The sequence below is a fragment of the Anaerotalea alkaliphila genome, assembly GCF_010179735.1.
In the GTDB taxonomy this organism is placed as follows: domain Bacteria; phylum Bacillota; class Clostridia; order Lachnospirales; family Vallitaleaceae; genus Anaerotalea; species Anaerotalea alkaliphila.
This window is the reverse complement of the sequence record NZ_JAAEEH010000048.1, coordinates 1-17,717: the sequence shown is the minus strand read 5'-3', so window position 1 is coordinate 17,717 and position 17,717 is coordinate 1. Positions and strand designations below refer to the sequence as shown.

Genomic DNA, 17,717 nt, shown 5'->3' with positions numbered 1-17,717 from the left:
GGTGTCTCATATGCCAACCAAATGCCAATGTTCGGATTTTGCTATTGGCTAGCTTTGCTATACGCTTTTTTAAAACTCAATTTTTAAAGTTTTTTGATCTCAGCTATTGACTTTTATTAGCTGGTCTCATCAGTAACGTCTTAGTCTTTTTGGTAAAAATCACATGTATAGCCATCAGCTGCCAGGGGCAGCCCCTTCGCCCAGGCAGGAGCAGTGCCCATGATTTCACAGATTTCCTGAACCGATGAATCGCCCTTTGGCACTTCACAAATCACCTCGTCATGGACATGGGCAACGATCTGAAATCCCGCTTTATCAAGTCTTAGCATGGCCTCAGCAAGAAGATCTCTGGAAGCTGCTTGTACAATATTCTCCACAATCTTTGGTCCGTAGGTTTCGATGCGCTCCCACTTTTTTGTGGTTCCAATGCCTTCATAGGTCAGTCCTTCTCGCCCAAATTTATTAAGCATCAGCTTTGGTTTTACATAAACAAGGTCTCTGCCCGATGGAAGGGTGATGAAGAGCATCCCGCTTTTATAGGTGAAGCTGATGCCATGGGTACGGGTTTTGGTTCTTTCTTTCACCGCTTTGATGGCCATCTTGTCCACTTCCCACCAGAAATTCACGATGTGGGGATTGGCTCTGCGCCAGTTGTCGATCAGCCCTTGCAGCTCGTTTTCTTCCACGCCCATCTCTAAAGCTCCCATGGACTTAAGTGCTCCAACGCCTCCGCCATAACCGCAGTTGTGCACTAACTTCCCTGATACGGTAAAACGATTATGTCTTCCGGCATCTCGTATGTCATAAACTCGAGTCTTGCCTTGATTAACCGCCAGTTTTTTCTTTTGCATCTCACTGCATCTTCTGCCTCTTTGATAATTTGTTCTCGACTCATTCCGGCTCCTAATTTCTTTATCACAGCACTTCGTGTGTACGGCCAATAGATCTGCTCCCATCGTGTTAACAGTGTTCTTTCTCGATTGGCTTGATTGACACTCCTTTTGACAAATCGCAGATTGCCTTTTTCGTAATGCCCCATGTTGTTGATTCGATCTAGCTCCAGCTCTTTTTTTACATTCTCCACATTGGATAAAATCCAAAGACCCGCTTCTAAAATAGAATTGAACCTGAATTCTATCCCTCGCGCTCCGTACCTGTGATATAGGGGATGATTGGCTTGTTGACATCGCCGCTTCGCCTCGGTCAAACGTCGATCGAGCCACTTGGGCACTTGTCTTGGCTTGGAACATCGTTGACATCCCTTTGACTTTCCTTTTCTTAGATTTCCCAGGTTTGTCCACTGGATCTTTTTGCAACTCACACACTGCGTCAACACATAACAATGATTCCATTTCTCGTTCCATCTCTTCTCTGAACTGATAATTTTCACCCATCCGTATTGAGTTCCGACCATCTCCGGTTTGTATGAGATGTGCGCCGCTGGCGGCAGCTTCTCCAAATTGTACTGGCTCAGGTTCCCCTTCGACCCATACGAGATGATCTTTTGTTGCTCTAAGCCCTTCATATTCCACCACTTCTTTCATTCCTTTATAAATCACGCCGCCATGATTCACCCACTCTTTTCCGTCCCATAATTGATGGTCTTTCGTAATATCTTCAATTGGAACAAGCCCTTTATCTGTTAGTACTAATTCACCTTCTGCTATACAGGCCAGTTCTGAAATCTTCCCTTTTTGCCTTAGTGGACTACCTTTAGTAATTTCATCAATAGGTACATGAAACATTTGTGAGGCAGAAGCTTCATAGATCTTCCCATGGGACTGGAATACTTCAAGTCTCCACTTCTCGCCGGCGAGCCAGGATAGTACCCTCGCTTCTATGGCTGAAAAGTCAGCTACGATGAATCGGTGACCCTCTTTTGGAATGAAGGCGGTTCTTATGAGTTCTGACAGCACCCCCGGTGTATTCCCAAAGAGCATCTGCAGGTCATCAAAGCATCCTTCTTTCACCAAATCTCTAGCAAGCTTAAGGTCCACAAGGTGATTTTGTGGGAGATTTTGCACCTGAACCAGGCGCCCCGCCCATCTTCCTGTTCGATTGGCCCCGTAAAACTGCAGCAGTCCATGAACTCTGCCATCGGAGCATACAGCTCTTTCGATGGCTTCATATTTCCTGACACTGGTCTTGGCCATGAGGAGTCTAAGCTTTAACGCTTCTTCCACTTCGCCTTCTGTTTCATCCACCAGCTGCTGTACCTTCTTTTTTGATAAACTCTCCACTTCCACCCCCCGTTCTGATAGCCAGGTCTTTAACTGAGAGACGGAATTCGGGTTATCAAGCCCTGTCAGTTCATAGGCTTTTTCCGTAGCTGCCACGGTAAACCGCCTGTCACAGGAAATGGCCTGCATCACAAAATCCATGTCCACCTCAAAGCCTCGGTCGTTGATGCGTTGGTCCAGCTCGTAGAGGGTTTGTTCTGACTCTGGTATGGGATAGTCTTTGATCTTCTTTCTAATCTCAAGTTCTACTTCTACGTCTCTGATGTTGTATTGTTTAAACAACTCCCATTTATCCGGTGCATCTGATGGAAGGTTTCTGGTTCTTCCGCCATTAGCTGCAGTCGGCTTACAGGGAATACAGAAATATCTAATCAGTGGTTTTCCCTCTGACATCTTTTGTGCACCCAGCCTTAGCACCTTTGCCACTCCCTCAAGGTGGAGAGGAAGTCCAAGCATTGCTGCCTGAACCTCACTGCACCGCCAGGAAGATGGATTAAGATAAATAGCTCGGCCTAATTTGCGGCTGAGATACCTCATAAGAGCCACTCGTTCAAAGTTGGCATTAAAGGCTGTTTTAATCGTGTCCTCACTTAGAATGGCATCTATTATTTCTTTAGGTATTTCCTCACCACTGGCCAGATCGAAAAGCTCTACAGGCCCTTCATCAATGCTGTAGGCAAAGAGTAGAATGTCGAAGTTTGGACTATCGGTGTAACGGTAGACACCACATTTTCTAAGGTCTACATCTGAAAATGTCTCGATATCGATACTGAGTACTTTCATGGGTTTACCACCACCTCTCTGTGTCCTTTTGTGTTATGCCAAGAAATCATCATCTGCTTCGATTTCAAAGTCATCTTCAGCTCGGCTTTTTCCACCTAGTGGTTCACCATCTTTAAGCTTCTGAACATTTCCAAGTCCTGCTGCAATCCCTCGGTTCCCGTTTACATTGAAGGCATACAGGTTCAGACTGACTTTTCCGTAACACCCTGAGTAGACTTCGCTTCTATCCAGGATGGTTTGAACCTTTCCGTCTACCACATGAGGTGCATCTTTAGAGTTTGCATTGATGAAATATGAGCCTTCATAATTTGGATCATCTGGTCTATCGATGTCTCCGTCTCGAAGAGGGGTCTTAAGATTCGCTGGAATCTTCCCACCAAACTTCGGTGCTCCTTCCTGTTTGGCAGCCTCAACAGCCTTCAGGATCATGTTTACTGTCTTCTTGTCCGACTTTGGAATGATGATGGAAACACTGTATTTTGGATCACTTCCGTTGATACTTTTTGGCTCCCAAATGTTCACATAGCTAAGTCTTCCTGGTACGACTACTTTCGTTTCTTTACTCATGATAAAATCCTCCTATAATTTGTATTTGGTTTGCTCTGTTGAGCTTGGTTACAGTAATTGATTAATGCTTCATAAACGATGTAATGTTCATAAGCATTCATAAATCTTGATCTACTCTTCCACCTGAAACTCTGCATGGATAGGATCCACAGCTTGACGCTTGTCTGCCTCTGAAACAAGAGTCAGTTTGCCTTTTGGTTTTTCCACTAATTTTCCAAGTAATTCATTGAACTTCTTCTTGCCCATGAGCTTCTCCATCTCAGTGATGGTGATGAGACTCTGCTTGAAGATGTCTGTATATCCTGCACTCTTAGCAGTTTCAGCTACTGCTTTTTCATCGCTGTACTTTCTTCTGGTTCTACCTTCGACCAGCTTAAATCCATCCCACTCTCTGCCTTCATTGATGGCAAGCGCTGTGGCGTAGGTATAAATATCTCCCGCCCACTTAGCCAGTTCATCTGCAAGTCCAATAATTTCTGCAATTTCTTCATCTGTTAAAAGTGCTGGGTCTTGGAACTCATATTTTAGAAGTTCAAGATTTTTCACCGCTCTTGCCCGACACTGGTTTCTTGCTCTACAGAATCTACAATGATCTCCGGCACAGAACTCTCCACCACCGGTACTAGCCAGTAATGCTTTAGGTTTTAGTTCTTCATCTGCCCATTTGAGTAGCTCCTCCACGGTTATTTCCCAGGTCGAAAAGTTATCTACTCTTGGCTGGACGATGGCCATGGACACTTTCTCGATGTCATAAAGCATTTCAAACAGCGATAATGCTCCAAGTGCGTAAAGCATCATCTGTGGATTGTTTTCTGCTGAGACGATGATGCCTCTCCCGTACTTCAAATCCACCACATGAAGGGTTCCATTTCCAACGACAACCAGGTCACCGGTCCCGAATCCTTCAGGTACATAATCGCTGAAGTCCAGCTTCTGCTCTATTAAGATTTGAAGGTCAGAACAGTTCTCTTTTGATTTCTCAATCAGTTCTAGGCAATACTCCACGTAACAATCAGCGGTTTCATCCATCTCATCGGAATGATAAGGACTGGTGGGTTTTTTCGACCGCATCTTCAGGGCCTTTTTCAACTTATGCTCTGCTAGGTCATGCGCTGCCGTACCTTCTTCTGCATAGGTACTAGTCTCATTGGGAAACTGCTGCTCTAATTGAGCGGACGGTGTACATGACATCCAACGATGGGCACCAGAAGCGCTGTAGATGGAATGGCTATTGTATGATCCACTCACTTTAGCTCACCTACTTCCTTAAGGGCAGCTGCATAATGCTTAGGATCCAGAGACGAGAGATTATTGGCTCCATATTTGGTGATAATGGCTTTCACCGCCTCTCTATGCCCGTCTCTGCTTTTATCTGCCATAGCTGCTCGTACTTCTTCAAGGGTTATTGGCTTTTCTTCTGGCACTTTTTCTTCTGGCACTTTTTCTTCTGGCACTTTTTCTTCTGGCACTTTTTCTTCTGGCACTTTTTCTTCTGGCACTTTTTCTTCTGGTGTTTCAACTAATGCTTCTTCTGGTTCATCATTTACCGGTTCAGGTGTTGGTTTGGTTCTTGTTCTTTTCTTTGTTTCTTTCGCTGGTTCTTTAGCCACCTCACTCTCTAGATTAGGTTCATTCGCTTCCATGGCATGTACCAAAGTTTCTATACTTTCAGCCAGCGACTTAAGATCACTGACAACATCCAGTGCGAGTTTGATTTTACTCATCCTTCGATTCTCCTTTCTTCATGAGATAATCTGCAGTCAGGTCCTTCAGAATCGGAACCAGGTCCTTCATCTCCCATGGTGTGTTTTTCTCTACTCCATCCAGCGTCATCTTCTCTCTGCCAAAGTGACCGTAGACTGCAAACTGTCTGTAGATTGGTCTTCTTAATCCAAAAGACTTGATGATGGTGCCAGGTCTCATGTCAATCAAGGCTTTGATGATTTCCGTCAACACTTCATCCGGCAGTATACTCGTTCCAAAGGTGTCTATCTTGAAGGACACGGGCTTGGCTACTCCAATAGCGTAAGACACCTGCACTTCACATTCCCGAGCGAGCCCTGCTGCCACGATGTTCTTTGCGATGTATCTGGCGAGATAGGCTCCGGAGCGATCCACCTTTGTGGCATCTTTTCCTGAGAAAGCTCCACCGCCATGGCGTCCTTTGCTGCCATAGGTGTCTACGATGATTTTTCTGCCAGTTAAACCTGAGTCTGCAGCAGGACCACCAAGAACGAATCTTCCTGTTGGATTGATCATCAATTTCGTGTTCTCTGTCAAAAGCTCATGTGGTATGACTTTAAGGATGATATGCTTGGTCACGTCTTCTCTCAGTTTCCTGATGTCCACACCTTCTGAGTGCTGAGTCGAGACTACAATCGCTTCAATGGATAAAGGCTTATTGTCCTTTCCATAACCTAGCGATACTTGTGCTTTCCCATCTGGTTTGAGATAAGAAAGCTCCCCAGCTTTTCTAACTTCAGCGAGTCTCATGCACAGCTTATGAGCTAAGATCATTGTCAGCGGCATGAGTTCTTCTGTTTCATCCGTTGCGTAACCAAACATCATCCCTTGATCTCCTGCACCAATATCTTTTTTATCAACACCCATTGCAATGTCCGGGGATTGCTTGTTGATTGCAATAAGCATTCTATAAAACTCACCATCCGTGGATAACTCGTCTGCTCGGTAACCGATGTCATAAATCACGTCTTTAACGATTTTCTTGTAGTCGATTCTCTTTTCAGTGCTGGTTTCTCCAAACACATGGATTAGTCCATCTGCTGCAGTGACTTCGATTGCTGTTCTTGCTTCTGGATCCTCCCTTAGAATGGCATCCATGATGGCGTCAGCGATCTGATCACAGAGCTTGTCTGGATGGCCCTCTGTTACTGATTCAGAGGTAAAAACGTATGCTGGTTTCTGATTTTCTTTCATTTACTTGCTCCTTTCCTGTTCTTCTTTTTTCTGTTCATCTTCCGGCTCGTTATCAAGATCAAGTAATCGAGAAGCTAACCTCTTTGATACAATGCTGATGGCGGTTAATACACCCACCATCTCGTCTTGAATTTCCTTGCTTGCGTTCATATTCTCGTCTCCTTTCTTTTGGGTCATATCTAGGTCACCTCCTTCGACTACACAACCCCTTCACTTACTAGCCAATGGGGAAGGTGGTTTGGTAACCAGAAATTTTATTTTCTTTTACATTCCTTTCATTAGAAGCCTGAAAGTTTCTCTGCCTTTAGGTGTAATAAGGGTTTGAGTGCCTACCCATCCTGTTTTCTCATTCTTTGCTTCCTTGATTTCGAAGAGTGCTGTATTCTTGTCAGCGTATGGTTTTAGTTGACCTTTTTGATCTCGATACACGTACTTCTTGTTTATGAGAAATTGAATGAACTGCTTTTCTTTAATCCTTAACTCTTTTGCTGTATCTCTGAAATTTGTGAGAAGGTTTCTGTCAACAAGCTCATCAAAGTACTCTGCCTTTGGTAACATAGTGGTGTTGGCTACGATAAGTTTTGAATTTTCCACTCTTAGCTGTTGGATGGTCACATCAGCCATTTTTAGTGCCCTAGACATAATCATTTCAGGAGTATTCCAAGCTTTCTCAATGGCAATAAAATACTGCCTGGCTTGTTTACCACGATCCGTTCTTTGAATCATGCATAACTCTTTTGCCATCGGTATGCTAAGCTGATGGTCCGTAGATGGTCTGCCACCCGATTCACTGGTTTTACTCAAAATTGAGTAAAAGTCTACACCCTCTGAAAACCCATACTCACACATTCTTCTAAACCAATCGTTGTATCGAGTTTCAACTTCTAAGAACTCGTGTAACTCACGACCAGATACTGTGGGTTCAGTTCTGGAATAATCTACCTTCATTAATTCGTTCATCAATAAATCACCTCGTAATATTTGATAGAGGAAAGTCCCCTTCACTTCCTAGCCAACGGGGACCCACTCTTGGTAACCAGAAATTTAAAAAAACTTTCTAAGCTTTGCTAAAACTTTGTCTCTACGCTTTATCACTGCGACGTGGGAGATATCTTCTTTTTTAGCAACATCTCTTACGGTCATCTCTTTATAGAAAAGATCATCGATGAGTTCCTTCTCCTGGCGATCCAGCTCTTTCATGGCTTCTTGCAGAATTAAGAGCATCGCCTTATCAACGACTAGATCCTCTACTAGTTGCTCATCAGCATAATCAGCACCTAGATCCATTAAGCGTTGGAGTGAATCCTCTTTATTTGGTACAAATGTCACTTTCTCGTTTTCCATGTCCACATCAATACGACCGACCTTGACGTCTTCCTCCATATATCTCTCGCGGCGTTTCATCCTGTAGTACTCTTTTTGAAGTTCATCTGATACAGGCACTGTTACACTTCCAACTTTTAACTCTTTACTCATAACTCGTTCCTCCTTGGAATTTTTGCGGCTTGAAAAAGCCAGAATGGGTGAATGGACTCGAAAAGATACAAAAAAAAATAGCCGGACAACCGCTAAAATTAATTAGCGATTATCCGGCTATTTGGTAGTTCAGGTTCGACTCCGTTGCTCGGTATACATTGCACTTGTTACATTGCTTTTGCCTTTATTCTATTGTCTTGGAAAGTTACATCAATGATTCGCCTACATTTGGGGCATTTGATCATGACCTCTCCGTCCTTAGCGACTACTAAATCCAGCAGACGCTTATTGTTGCATACTGGACACTTGATCTTCTTAGCTATAGCCATCACCTCCTCATTTTTCTGTCTTGTCAGCATACTTGCGAACATTAAGGTTAAAAAAATATAGTTTGTCCGCATTTGTGTGTCATGTCAGCTTTCAAGCGAACGCGACTATAAAAAAATAACAACACAAGCAGATGCTCCTGCTGTTATGATCCCATGAGCTTTATGTCTAATGTTTTCACACGAATTTCGGCTGCTTGTTTAGATACATGGAAAGCTTCTGCCAATCCATCAATGATGAGTTCATTAATAATACTCGGACTAAAACCTGACCACATATGATCATTGATTTTTCTTCCTACTTTAAAACTCGCCTTTATCTCCGAAGCTTTCTTTCTAAACATCTCTGCAGGCATTAGAATTGCTGCAGCTAGATTGTCGGCTTGCCATTCCATCCATTCTTCGGGGGTTTTAGGGTTATAGGCTTTTTCTTGTGGACACCGACAAGCCTTTGCTAATGTTTGATCCTTCAATCCCATCATTGTAAACCGTAATTTGTGGATATGCCAGTGAACAATTTCATGTGCTATGGTAAAACGCTCACGACCTCTATTACTTACATCACCAATATTACTCTCCACAAGTAGTGTACCTCTATTGTAGGGTCTGAGAACATATTGATCGTTTTCACGGTCGTATAACTCAACTGCTCCATCAGAAAATATCATCATACCTAATGTCTCACAAGCTTCATCGATATTTACATAATCAATCTCAAGCTCCATTTTAAGCTCTGCGATATCCTCAACGGGTACCGGTATAGGACTCTCTAGTGCTTCTGGACAATATTTTCGTAGAAACTTTGTGGCCTCATGATCCATCTCTTTCTTGCTGATAATAGGCACAAAATCACTATTTAACTTCATAGGCGACTCCTCCCTTGTTTATTATAAACTTCAATACTGTTGATTGAAAAGCTATCAAATGAATGGCCTTCAAGTACTGCGCTGCAGTTTAACTGAAACCACTGGGGAATTGACTCTTGGATCGATTCTTTTGCAAAATAGTCACCGATTTCGACATCACAATTTACAAGTATATCAAATTCAAAATCGTCATCTTCCTGGTTAAAATTAAACACACGCAGTACCTGAATGTCATCCAACGATGCTTCCTGGACTTCATTAACAACATTTGCACGGATGGTGAGATCATACTCGTCATAGTTATCCGTTAATTCCTCATTCAATGCGTCAAATATCTCTTGATAGAAGTCTCTTTGCAATATTTCTTTGAACATCTCTGTCATCCGATGCCCTCCTTATTCTTCGTCATCCAGTGCTTTAATAAAGTCTTCCCATGCCTTCTTAGTTGAATCAGTACCACTTACCTCGCTCTTTTTACGAGCTTTTCTTAGGGCAGTTCTTGCTAGATCATTGTCTTTGATATACTCAGGTAAATCCATTGGTATTTCGTCTCTGTCTTCAGATGCCATGTCTACCATTTCATCTAATTCACCATTGCTTAAACCTAGTATTTTCGCTAACTCTTGAAGTATATTAATGTTAGGTGGGTTTCTTCTTCCCTTCTCGATATCACTCCAATAAGCTGGTGATAGATCCAGCAATTCCGCCATACCCCTTAAACTGATTTCCTTCTCTTTTCTCTTGTTTGCAATAAATTCTCCAAATTGATTAGGACTCACAAAATTCACCTCCATTCTATATAGCAACACCTTATCTACAGGTATTAGCTTTCTCTCATTTCACACAATTTAAAACAAATGCTGTTGGTGATCTTGCTGATCTTTTACAAAGCCCAGGCTCTTCAGGCGAATCTTTGCAGCTGTTATAGATACATCAAACAAATCCGCTAACTCACGAGCCATAACATCTGCCCATAAATCCTTTTCGAAGTCTGTACCCAACTGATAACAGCCTTCCTTAATTTTTGCTGATTGAAATTTGCCTTTAACAACTTTACTAAACGCCCGCTGAGGCATAAGAATGGTTGAAGCCAAATAATCAGCTTGCCACTCCATCCAGTCATCATCTGTACTTAGTTCTTTCCTGCCATTACTTTCAATATCCGAAGTACGGCACTTGATTAGTGGTAATTTCTTATCTTCAATTTTCATTACATCGAAAAGTGAAATCTGACTCTTATCTTGTAAATACAGATGCCTATGCAGGAACCAATGAGCAGCTTCATGAGCTAATGTAAATCTTCCACGTCTTAGCTGGTCCTCTTCAAGTAATCTGTTGTCAACGATTATTGTTTTCTCGTTGACAGGTATTCGTTTTGCCTTCTCTCTCTCGGTATCATAAACAGGTATGTGACAGTCGTTAAAGACAATCATGCCTAGTATCGAACCATCATGCGTCAAATCTTTATAGTCCATCTCCAACTCTGCATAACTTTCTACGAAAAGTTCTACGTCCAGAACACCTGGTTCTGTAACAAGAGTCGGTTTATATGAATATATGACTTGTTCTGCTATATCTTCAATCTCTTTTTTAGAGAGAATAGGTACACCATTTTTCTTGGTTCTAAAATCCAGTGAGATCAATCGACCACCCCTTTCAAGATTGCGTGTATGCTTCTATGCGAACATTGTATCATGAAAATATCTTCCATGTCAATTACCAAATGGAAGATTTTTTCTAAAAATTATTTTTGTCCTCTCTCGAGATCAGCTTTTACCTTAATCATCAAATCGATCAACCAGTTCTCCTGAAGTGTTATATAATTCTGCAGGGTCACTTTCACTATTGTTCCATGTTCCCCTACCATCTAACCAATGGAAATCTACATCCGCATTCTTAGCCGAGTCACCGACTTTGACAGAAGCATTTGCTTCTAGAAGGTATTCAGGGAAGGTGAAATTCTGATCCCCTCTAACCGATCGGATTCTCCACCCGGATAGGTTAATAGCTTGATTACCGGTATTCTTGATTATGATATACTCGGCTTTCTTATCCAGGCTTGTTATAACAACACTGCTTGATACATTGCTTGGTGGAACAATTACATCACTGGATTCTTCATTAATCGCTGCGTTTACTTCATCAGGATTGACGTTGTCGAACTCATCGTTAATGACATTTCCCATCAATGTGTATGTGAAACTGTAATGGCTTGGAATCTGAGTCTTTGTATCAGGGTATGTAATGATGGCCACAAAGTCAGTACAGCCACCAGCATCTCTGATTACCTTTTCCATATAAGCCTGGTCACCATGACGGTTTAATGTGCTATTTTGCGGAGTAATGTTGTAAGCATTAGCAACTCCACCCAAGCTGTCAGCAATTACATGACCTTCATCCAGGTCGCTGGCTTCAGTGCCGGGCACTTTGGCTTCGTCATGATAATATCTTCCTTTAGATGTAACTGGCTCTTTACTTTCATCCTGAAGAACGATCACATCTGCTATCACTTTAACAAGCTGCCCATACTCATTTGTAAAAGCCCAGTACTCTCTATCACCAAAACCGATGTCTACCACAACATTAGCTTCTCTATGGCCGGACAGATCTCCACCATCGACTTCAATTAATCTGTAGCCTTCAAATATGGGGGCTTGTGGAGATTCTGATATAATAGCGTCTGGATTACTTTCTTCAATGTCTGCTAGGTCTTCTGCTGTATTCTCTGCTTCAGCTTCAGTTTCTGCAGCATCAACTACCTCTTTTTCTGGTGATGTTTCAGAATTTTCAGGTTCAACCTCAGCACTTTCCTGTTCAATTTCGCTTTCAATAGCAGGGTTGTTTTCAGTTATCGCTGCATTATCTATTGGTTCTTGTCCAGTAAAACCACCTATAATAACAAGAAGTGATAAAATAGCACCTATGACCATGACAGGCTTTTTCTTTGTTTTCCATCCCCAATATGTAAGCATGAATGGAAATAGCACAATCCATAAAAATAATTTGAGTAATTTCTTCATGTCAGTTCTCCTAATATGTAAAATCTAAATAATCAGGCAAGCAGTGTACTAATGCCCTATATCATCCTTTGGGAGGATACGGATCATTCCCATGTGAATCTTTGCTTTGAATCTTCCCATCCTTACCATGAATAACTAACTCTGTGCCTTGATTTCTACTAACATCTCGTGCAATTCTTTCTGCATCAGCTTTGGTATCTGTGTGGTGACTAGCTTTCTGCCCGCCACCCCTTTTAACATCCCAACCGCCATCTTGATTTGGTACTACATGATGTGTGTCTTGTTTTGCCATTTAAGACCTCCTGAAATTGCTATATGTGCTTGCCTGATTATTATCGTCTCATAAAATTGACTACTCATCTTCTCCCCTATGCTCCACGTTCATAGCATCAACCCAGTCTTCTTCTATATACACCATCCCATTCCGACCCTCCACCTTTCGGTTTGGACCAGCCTTATACAATTTACAGTTTAATGGACCATAACAAAAAGTTTCAAATCGATACTTCTTCCGTCCTCTTGGATTCCAGTTATCTACAATAATCTCAACCGGCATTCTACAGCCCCACATGCAGCTGCTACACTTAGTGTCATAAGTCCTAGCTGCAAGCCTTCGGTGTCCTCTTTCTCTGTAAACTTCCAGTTCCGGCGGCACCAGTTCCCAGGGTGATGATGTGTTAGAGATGGTAGTGCTTCGAGTGATGAATTTAAGCTTAGAGACTTTATAATATTCAACTGGCTCCATATCAGGATCTGGTACTGGAACGCACTCTCCACTGATGACATCATTCACTTTGAATTGATGCTTGGCATGGGCAGCTTTCCCGATGCCGATGGAGAAGGTGGTGTGTTGGTTATTGATTTCTCCCTCTAAAGTGATTGCATAACCAAGATATGTATGGGAGGCTTCATCGAAGGACCTGGTTAGACGGATCCTGGGTTGGATTGAAATTATAGTACCTTTGAAGGTTGATTTGTCCATTGATTACGGGCCTCCTTTTCTAACTATTGATCTAAACTTTGATTACCTGTTGCCAGGATTAAATACTCGAAAAGCATATTTAAGCCACCAATAAGCTGTTCATATAATGAAGAAATATCTTCAAATGATTCTAAATTAAAGGTCCTTATTATATTCTCTTTTACGGCATCCCTCTTTTCATTTGGGAGCAAATGATCATAATATTGCCTTAAATCATTCAACAAATACAACGGTCCCATAATAGAAGCAATATCTAGTTTCTCAATATTACCTTTCATGAGTGCCTTAAGAACTCCTTCATAGAGCTTTATTGATTTCCATTTTTCATATCCATCAGCAGGGCTAACTTCAACTTTTAGGTATAAATTTCTCAATTCTTTTATATTTACACCTTCTATTAACACTTTATGTAACATATTTATAGTCGGTTCAATCGTTTTTTCGCTAATTACAATGGGTTTTTGAAATTTATCCATTTGTTCTTTTATTTCACTTTCAAGGTGTTCTAAAGAAACTTGATAGGTATTCTTGACCACATTATAAAAATCACATTTTTTATAACATACATTAAGCTCTCTATTTGGCTCACTCCAAATACAACATAATTGTGCTGCATAAAATTCAGACCTTGTCAGTTGATGATCAGATTCAACATTATGAGGCTTTAATATGTTCAAACTTGTCTTATCCATATAAGATAAATCACCTAACCAAAAGACTATCTTGTCTTCAGAGTTTATTCCAAATGGAACAATCCATTCATCTTTGTATCCCACTTGACCATATGTATCTGAAAAAAGTTTGAACTCATAATCAGGATCATGCATGAAATGCAAAACTGATTTTTTCCCGAAATAAACCGGTGTTAAGAAGCCTTCTTTTGAGTGCTCAAAATCAACTGATAATCCAGGTATACTATAATAATCCCTATGATCATATATCAAATCATCTTCTTGGCAATACTCAAATTTTTGTCTGTATCCATTATATTTATGAATACCTTCAAAATGATTTTCTTTAATCATGTACTTATAACATTCATCAATCATTTTTTTCGAGTGATCAGCTAGAGTTACGGCCCCACAAGAAGTACATTTTAGGAGCGGAATATCTTCAAATTTCATAATTCGATCTGCAATAATAACTTCTGCTGCAGAAATAGCTACTTCTTTTACATCGTTACATTTTGAACATTTATGATTCGAACGGTTATTGCACTTAGAATAAAAGTCATCATAATTTATAAAATTGAATCTCAATTGAGCACCACCTATCAGTTATAACCTTTCGTCGTTAACTACTACTTACCATACAAACTTCCACTCGGGTATTTCAACACCCTTAAAGAATACCTCATAGTAGCTTAATGCATCTTCGATTTTTTCTTCAGCACTATTAAAAAATTCTTCGATTGTAGTTACACTTTCATCAAAAGCTTCATTATACTTTGAGACCATATTTTCATCAAAATTAAATGTCATTATATACAGACCCGCAAACTTAACTTGCGTTTTTTTATATTCATCAAGCTGAGATTTTGATAATAATTCTGCTGGTATGTCGAACGGATCTGTATAAACAGATAATGGCTTAGAAAGCTTTCGCAATCTATTCTTTCTATAAACAAACCACTTTTCAAATAAGTAATCTAAGAATTGCTCCCATGTAAACAACTTAATATTCGATTTATCTGCGGCTACAATAGCCCCTTTCTGAAACCCAAGTTTTGAGATAATTATTCCTAGAGAAGCTCCAGAATCATTAACCACTGTCCTGAATGCATGAATCTTTTCTTGAGGTATCGGTGTATTCCAATACTTGCACTCGCAAATAATTCGATTGCTCAGCTCATTATCAGCTTTAACAAAAACATCTACTTCCACTTCACCACGTACTGTTTCAATTTTACATGGTGTAATTGCTTCATAGCCAGAATAATTGAAATAGTGAGCAACCATGTCTTGCAGTTCAGTCCATGTTTCTGGTTTCCTGTTTGTCATTGAATACACTATATCACCTCCCGCATCACAACCATTAATACAATATTCTGTAAACTCATCTTCTTAAAAAAACGGACATCTCTGCTTCTAAAAAATGCCCGTTCTCGTTCACTGCCAATCTCGGTGTCGAACTGATTATGGATATCTGAAAATCACTACCGATCTGAAAAGTTACCATCACTGCCAATCTGAAAAGTTACCATCACTGCCTATCTGGGATGTTTACCATCACAGCACATCTAGGTGTCAAACTGATCATGGTTATCTGGGTGTCAAAGTAATCATGGCCTATCTGGAATATCATCGTCACTATCGATCTTGATACCAGCCTATTTGCCTATCTGTTTATTCTGTATAGCTGCTCATCTCTCCATCACCCTAATCAACTTGTCCATTTGTCCACTTGTCCGTGCCTGGCACCTCTCAAATCTAAGCTTTAGTTGATGTAACCCTTATTACTTCTAAAGCCTCATTTAAGATTCCCAAAATTTACTTATGTGGCTGAATAGTTTCTTGGAGAGTTGGGAGACTTTGCGATAATTGAGAGTAGGGAATCAACTTCTTCTACTGATTTATCTATTATTCTGCTCAAACTTCCAAGCATCCCGTACCATTTCGTCAATCCCAAGTTCAGCCTTCCAGCCTAGCTCCTTCTCAGCTTTACTTGCATCCGCAAAACAGGTCGCAATATCGCCCGGACGTCTTCCTACCATCTCATAAGGAACATCTATATCATTGACCTTCATAAAAGCATTCACAAGTTCTAAAACCGAAGTTCCTCTGCCGGTTCCCAAGTTATAGATGTTAACACCACTTTCCAAATTCTCTATAGCCTTGACATGCCCCTTAGCGAGATCAACCACATGAATATAATCACGAACGCCTGTCCCATCTATTGTATCATAGTCATTTCCAAATACACTTAACTTCTCTAATTGTCCTTTAGCCACCTTAGTTACAAAAGGCATCAGATTGTTAGGAATGCCGTTAGGATCTTCGCCAATCAAACCACTCTCATGTGCTCCTACTGGATTGAAGTATCTTAATAGACTAACAGCAAAATTAGGATTAGCATTTGCTGTGTCGGTCAATATCCGCTCACTCATAGCCTTCGTTTCACCATATGGATTAGTAGTTTTCTTGAGTTCCATGTCTTCTTTTAATGGAGAAGGCTGGTCACCATAAACCGTTGCAGATGAGCTGAAAACGAACTTATTCACGCCATACTTTACACATATCTTACTAAGCACCATAGTACTTACCAAATTATTGTAATAATACTCAAGTGGCTTGGAAACAGACTCTCCTACTGCTTTGAGGCCAGCGAAGTGAATCACACCATCAATTTTATAGTTATTGAGGATTTCCTCTACCTTTGCTTCATCCGTTACATCGATCTGATAGAAAGTTGGCTTGATGCCGGTTATGGCAGATAGCTTGTCCAATACCTCTATTTTTGAGTTGATAAGATTATCAGCGATAATTGCTGTATGGTTATTTTTAATTAGTTCTATGGTTGTATGGCTGCCGATAAAGCCTAGGCCTCCGGTTACTAATATGTTCATTGGTTGTGGTCACCTCCTATTTTTGTAAACTATATTCCTTGATTTCATCTTGATCACTTCTGTTATAGAATCTACCTCTTTTATTCTCATGAATAACATAATCAATAAATAAGAAATCGCTCCTGTGGTAATCGAAATTAGTAATGAAATATTCTGGGACAAAGAATTAATTAAGTAAATGTAGCTTACTTTTGTTATTAACCCCATAACTGAAGCACCAATTAAGGTTTTGAAAAAAGTGACACCAATTTGCTTAATGCCAAAAGATCCAATTTTCTTCCGTAAACTTATAAATAACAAAATCGTTGTAAACATAGCTGAAATAGAAGTTGCTAGAGCCAGTCCACCTATGCCTAAGATTTTTGATAATAGTATATTTAAGATTATGTTGACAATCATTCCAATAGCCGCATTAACCATAGGGGTTTTCGTGTCTTGAATAGAATAAAATCCTCGCGCAAGTACTTCTCTTAATCCAAACCCTAACATACCTATAGAGTAGAATAATAATGCTGTAGATGTCATTTGTACAGCAACATCATCAAATAATCCTCTTCCAAAAAGCAACTCTATAATTTCTCTGTTAAAAATGACTGTTCCAATTGTTATGGGTAAGAGAATAATAATAACAATATTTATATATTCCAATAAAACTCTTTTTATTTCATCAATTTTATTTTTACTTGCATATGATGATATTAGTGGATACATCACTGTTATAATCGATGTAACAAACAAGCCTTGAATAAAAAGATTAAGTCTACTTGCATAGTTTAGTGCTGAAATTCCTCCAATTGCTAACGATGAAGCAATAGTCCTATCAACCAGTTTGTTAATTTGGTTCACAGATGTTCCAATTATTACTGGGATAGCGATTTGAAGAGTTTTCTTGATTTTTTCATCTCGAAAATTTATTCTGAATAAATATTTAAAATTTAGTTTTTTTATAGCGGGT

Annotated in this window: 19 protein-coding genes; all 19 read right to left on the bottom strand. The window is 40.4% G+C overall.

Annotated elements, in window-relative coordinates; translation table 11 throughout:
* Positions 1–140 precede the first annotated feature (140 nt).
* Positions 141–3,023, bottom strand: a complete 2,883-nt coding sequence (locus tag GXN74_RS12855) for a DNA polymerase (RefSeq protein WP_162371343.1) — start codon at positions 3,021–3,023, stop codon at positions 141–143.
* Positions 3,024–3,056: 33 nt separating this feature from the next.
* A complete protein-coding gene (locus GXN74_RS12850) occupies positions 3,057–3,590 on the bottom strand; it encodes a DUF2815 family protein (RefSeq protein WP_162371342.1) in 534 nt (177 codons plus the stop codon).
* Positions 3,591–3,701: 111 nt separating this feature from the next.
* Positions 3,702–4,838 carry a DUF2800 domain-containing protein gene (locus GXN74_RS12845; protein ID WP_343032825.1) on the bottom strand — a complete coding sequence of 379 codons (1,137 nt, stop codon included), beginning with the start codon at positions 4,836–4,838 and terminating at the stop codon, positions 3,702–3,704.
* On the bottom strand, positions 4,835–5,314 hold the full coding sequence (locus GXN74_RS12840; protein WP_162371341.1) for an rRNA biogenesis protein rrp5: 480 nt from the start codon (positions 5,312–5,314) through the stop codon (positions 4,835–4,837). The genes GXN74_RS12845 and GXN74_RS12840 overlap by 4 nt, the downstream gene beginning before the upstream one ends.
* On the bottom strand, positions 5,307–6,527 hold the full coding sequence (gene metK / locus GXN74_RS12835; protein ID WP_162371340.1) for a methionine adenosyltransferase: 1,221 nt from the start codon (positions 6,525–6,527) through the stop codon (positions 5,307–5,309). The genes GXN74_RS12840 and metK overlap by 8 nt, the downstream gene beginning before the upstream one ends.
* Positions 6,528–6,704 (bottom strand): hypothetical protein, encoded by a 177-nt coding sequence (locus GXN74_RS12830; RefSeq protein ID WP_162371328.1) that lies wholly within the window; start codon positions 6,702–6,704, stop codon positions 6,528–6,530. It lies immediately after the preceding gene.
* An 87-nt stretch (positions 6,705–6,791) separates the two neighbouring features.
* Positions 6,792–7,487 (bottom strand): antA/AntB antirepressor family protein, encoded by a 696-nt coding sequence (locus GXN74_RS12825; protein WP_162371339.1) that lies wholly within the window; start codon positions 7,485–7,487, stop codon positions 6,792–6,794.
* An 84-nt stretch (positions 7,488–7,571) separates the two neighbouring features.
* Positions 7,572–8,003, bottom strand: coding sequence for a sigma-70 family RNA polymerase sigma factor (locus GXN74_RS12820; protein ID WP_162371338.1), 432 nt, complete (start codon positions 8,001–8,003; stop codon positions 7,572–7,574).
* Positions 8,004–8,475: 472 nt separating this feature from the next.
* Complete coding sequence (locus GXN74_RS12815) at positions 8,476–9,195, bottom strand: ImmA/IrrE family metallo-endopeptidase (protein ID WP_162371337.1); 720 nt, start codon at positions 9,193–9,195, stop codon at positions 8,476–8,478.
* Positions 9,192–9,578, bottom strand: coding sequence for a hypothetical protein (locus GXN74_RS12810; RefSeq protein WP_162371336.1), 387 nt, complete (start codon positions 9,576–9,578; stop codon positions 9,192–9,194). The genes GXN74_RS12815 and GXN74_RS12810 overlap by 4 nt, the downstream gene beginning before the upstream one ends.
* A gap of 12 nt (positions 9,579–9,590) precedes the next feature.
* Positions 9,591–9,974, bottom strand: a complete 384-nt coding sequence (locus GXN74_RS12805; RefSeq protein ID WP_343032824.1) for a helix-turn-helix domain-containing protein — start codon at positions 9,972–9,974, stop codon at positions 9,591–9,593.
* Positions 9,975–10,043: 69 nt separating this feature from the next.
* Positions 10,044–10,838 (bottom strand): ImmA/IrrE family metallo-endopeptidase, encoded by a 795-nt coding sequence (locus GXN74_RS12800; RefSeq protein WP_162371334.1) that lies wholly within the window; start codon positions 10,836–10,838, stop codon positions 10,044–10,046.
* Positions 10,839–10,973: 135 nt separating this feature from the next.
* A complete protein-coding gene (locus tag GXN74_RS12795; protein WP_212505807.1) occupies positions 10,974–12,215 on the bottom strand; it encodes a lamin tail domain-containing protein in 1,242 nt (413 codons plus the stop codon).
* Positions 12,216–12,276: 61 nt separating this feature from the next.
* Complete coding sequence (locus tag GXN74_RS12790) at positions 12,277–12,507, bottom strand: DUF2188 domain-containing protein (protein ID WP_162371333.1); 231 nt, start codon at positions 12,505–12,507, stop codon at positions 12,277–12,279.
* Positions 12,508–12,567: 60 nt separating this feature from the next.
* Entirely contained in the window at positions 12,568–13,197 is a 630-nt protein-coding gene (locus tag GXN74_RS12785; RefSeq protein WP_162371332.1) for a hypothetical protein, read from the bottom strand.
* A gap of 23 nt (positions 13,198–13,220) precedes the next feature.
* A complete protein-coding gene (locus GXN74_RS12780; protein WP_162371331.1) occupies positions 13,221–14,456 on the bottom strand; it encodes a hypothetical protein in 1,236 nt (411 codons plus the stop codon).
* A 45-nt stretch (positions 14,457–14,501) separates the two neighbouring features.
* The gene (locus tag GXN74_RS12775; RefSeq protein ID WP_246208718.1) at positions 14,502–15,197 is read right to left on the bottom strand and encodes a restriction endonuclease; all 696 of its coding nucleotides are present in this window, start codon (positions 15,195–15,197) and stop codon (positions 14,502–14,504) included.
* 572 nt (positions 15,198–15,769) lie between these two features.
* Entirely contained in the window at positions 15,770–16,762 is a 993-nt protein-coding gene (gene galE / locus GXN74_RS12770; protein ID WP_162371329.1) for a UDP-glucose 4-epimerase GalE, read from the bottom strand.
* A gap of 9 nt (positions 16,763–16,771) precedes the next feature.
* Positions 16,772–17,717 (bottom strand): murein biosynthesis integral membrane protein MurJ (murJ, locus tag GXN74_RS12765; protein WP_212505806.1); only part of this gene is annotated, 946 nt, incomplete at its 5' end.

What these genes read in the sequence shown, in the direction of transcription:
- GXN74_RS12795 (WP_212505807.1), bottom strand. Translation starts at nt 12,215, where the DNA reads ATGAAGAAATTACTCAAATTATTTTTATGGATTGTGCTATTTCCATTC.
- GXN74_RS12830 (WP_162371328.1), bottom strand. Translation starts at nt 6,704, where the DNA reads ATGACCCAAAAGAAAGGAGACGAGAATATGAACGCAAGCAAGGAAATT.
- GXN74_RS12815 (WP_162371337.1), bottom strand. Translation starts at nt 9,195, where the DNA reads ATGAAGTTAAATAGTGATTTTGTGCCTATTATCAGCAAGAAAGAGATG.
- GXN74_RS12855 (WP_162371343.1), bottom strand. Translation starts at nt 3,023, where the DNA reads ATGAAAGTACTCAGTATCGATATCGAGACATTTTCAGATGTAGACCTT.
- galE (WP_162371329.1), bottom strand. Translation starts at nt 16,762, where the DNA reads ATGAACATATTAGTAACCGGAGGCCTAGGCTTTATCGGCAGCCATACA.
- GXN74_RS12820 (WP_162371338.1), bottom strand. Translation starts at nt 8,003, where the DNA reads ATGAGTAAAGAGTTAAAAGTTGGAAGTGTAACAGTGCCTGTATCAGAT.
- GXN74_RS12790 (WP_162371333.1), bottom strand. Translation starts at nt 12,507, where the DNA reads ATGGCAAAACAAGACACACATCATGTAGTACCAAATCAAGATGGCGGT.
- metK (WP_162371340.1), bottom strand. Translation starts at nt 6,527, where the DNA reads ATGAAAGAAAATCAGAAACCAGCATACGTTTTTACCTCTGAATCAGTA.
- GXN74_RS12810 (WP_162371336.1), bottom strand. Translation starts at nt 9,578, where the DNA reads ATGACAGAGATGTTCAAAGAAATATTGCAAAGAGACTTCTATCAAGAG.
- GXN74_RS12775 (WP_246208718.1), bottom strand. Translation starts at nt 15,197, where the DNA reads ATGACAAACAGGAAACCAGAAACATGGACTGAACTGCAAGACATGGTT.
- GXN74_RS12840 (WP_162371341.1), bottom strand. Translation starts at nt 5,314, where the DNA reads ATGAGTAAAATCAAACTCGCACTGGATGTTGTCAGTGATCTTAAGTCG.
- GXN74_RS12850 (WP_162371342.1), bottom strand. Translation starts at nt 3,590, where the DNA reads ATGAGTAAAGAAACGAAAGTAGTCGTACCAGGAAGACTTAGCTATGTG.
- GXN74_RS12785 (WP_162371332.1), bottom strand. Translation starts at nt 13,197, where the DNA reads ATGGACAAATCAACCTTCAAAGGTACTATAATTTCAATCCAACCCAGG.
- GXN74_RS12825 (WP_162371339.1), bottom strand. Translation starts at nt 7,487, where the DNA reads ATGAACGAATTAATGAAGGTAGATTATTCCAGAACTGAACCCACAGTA.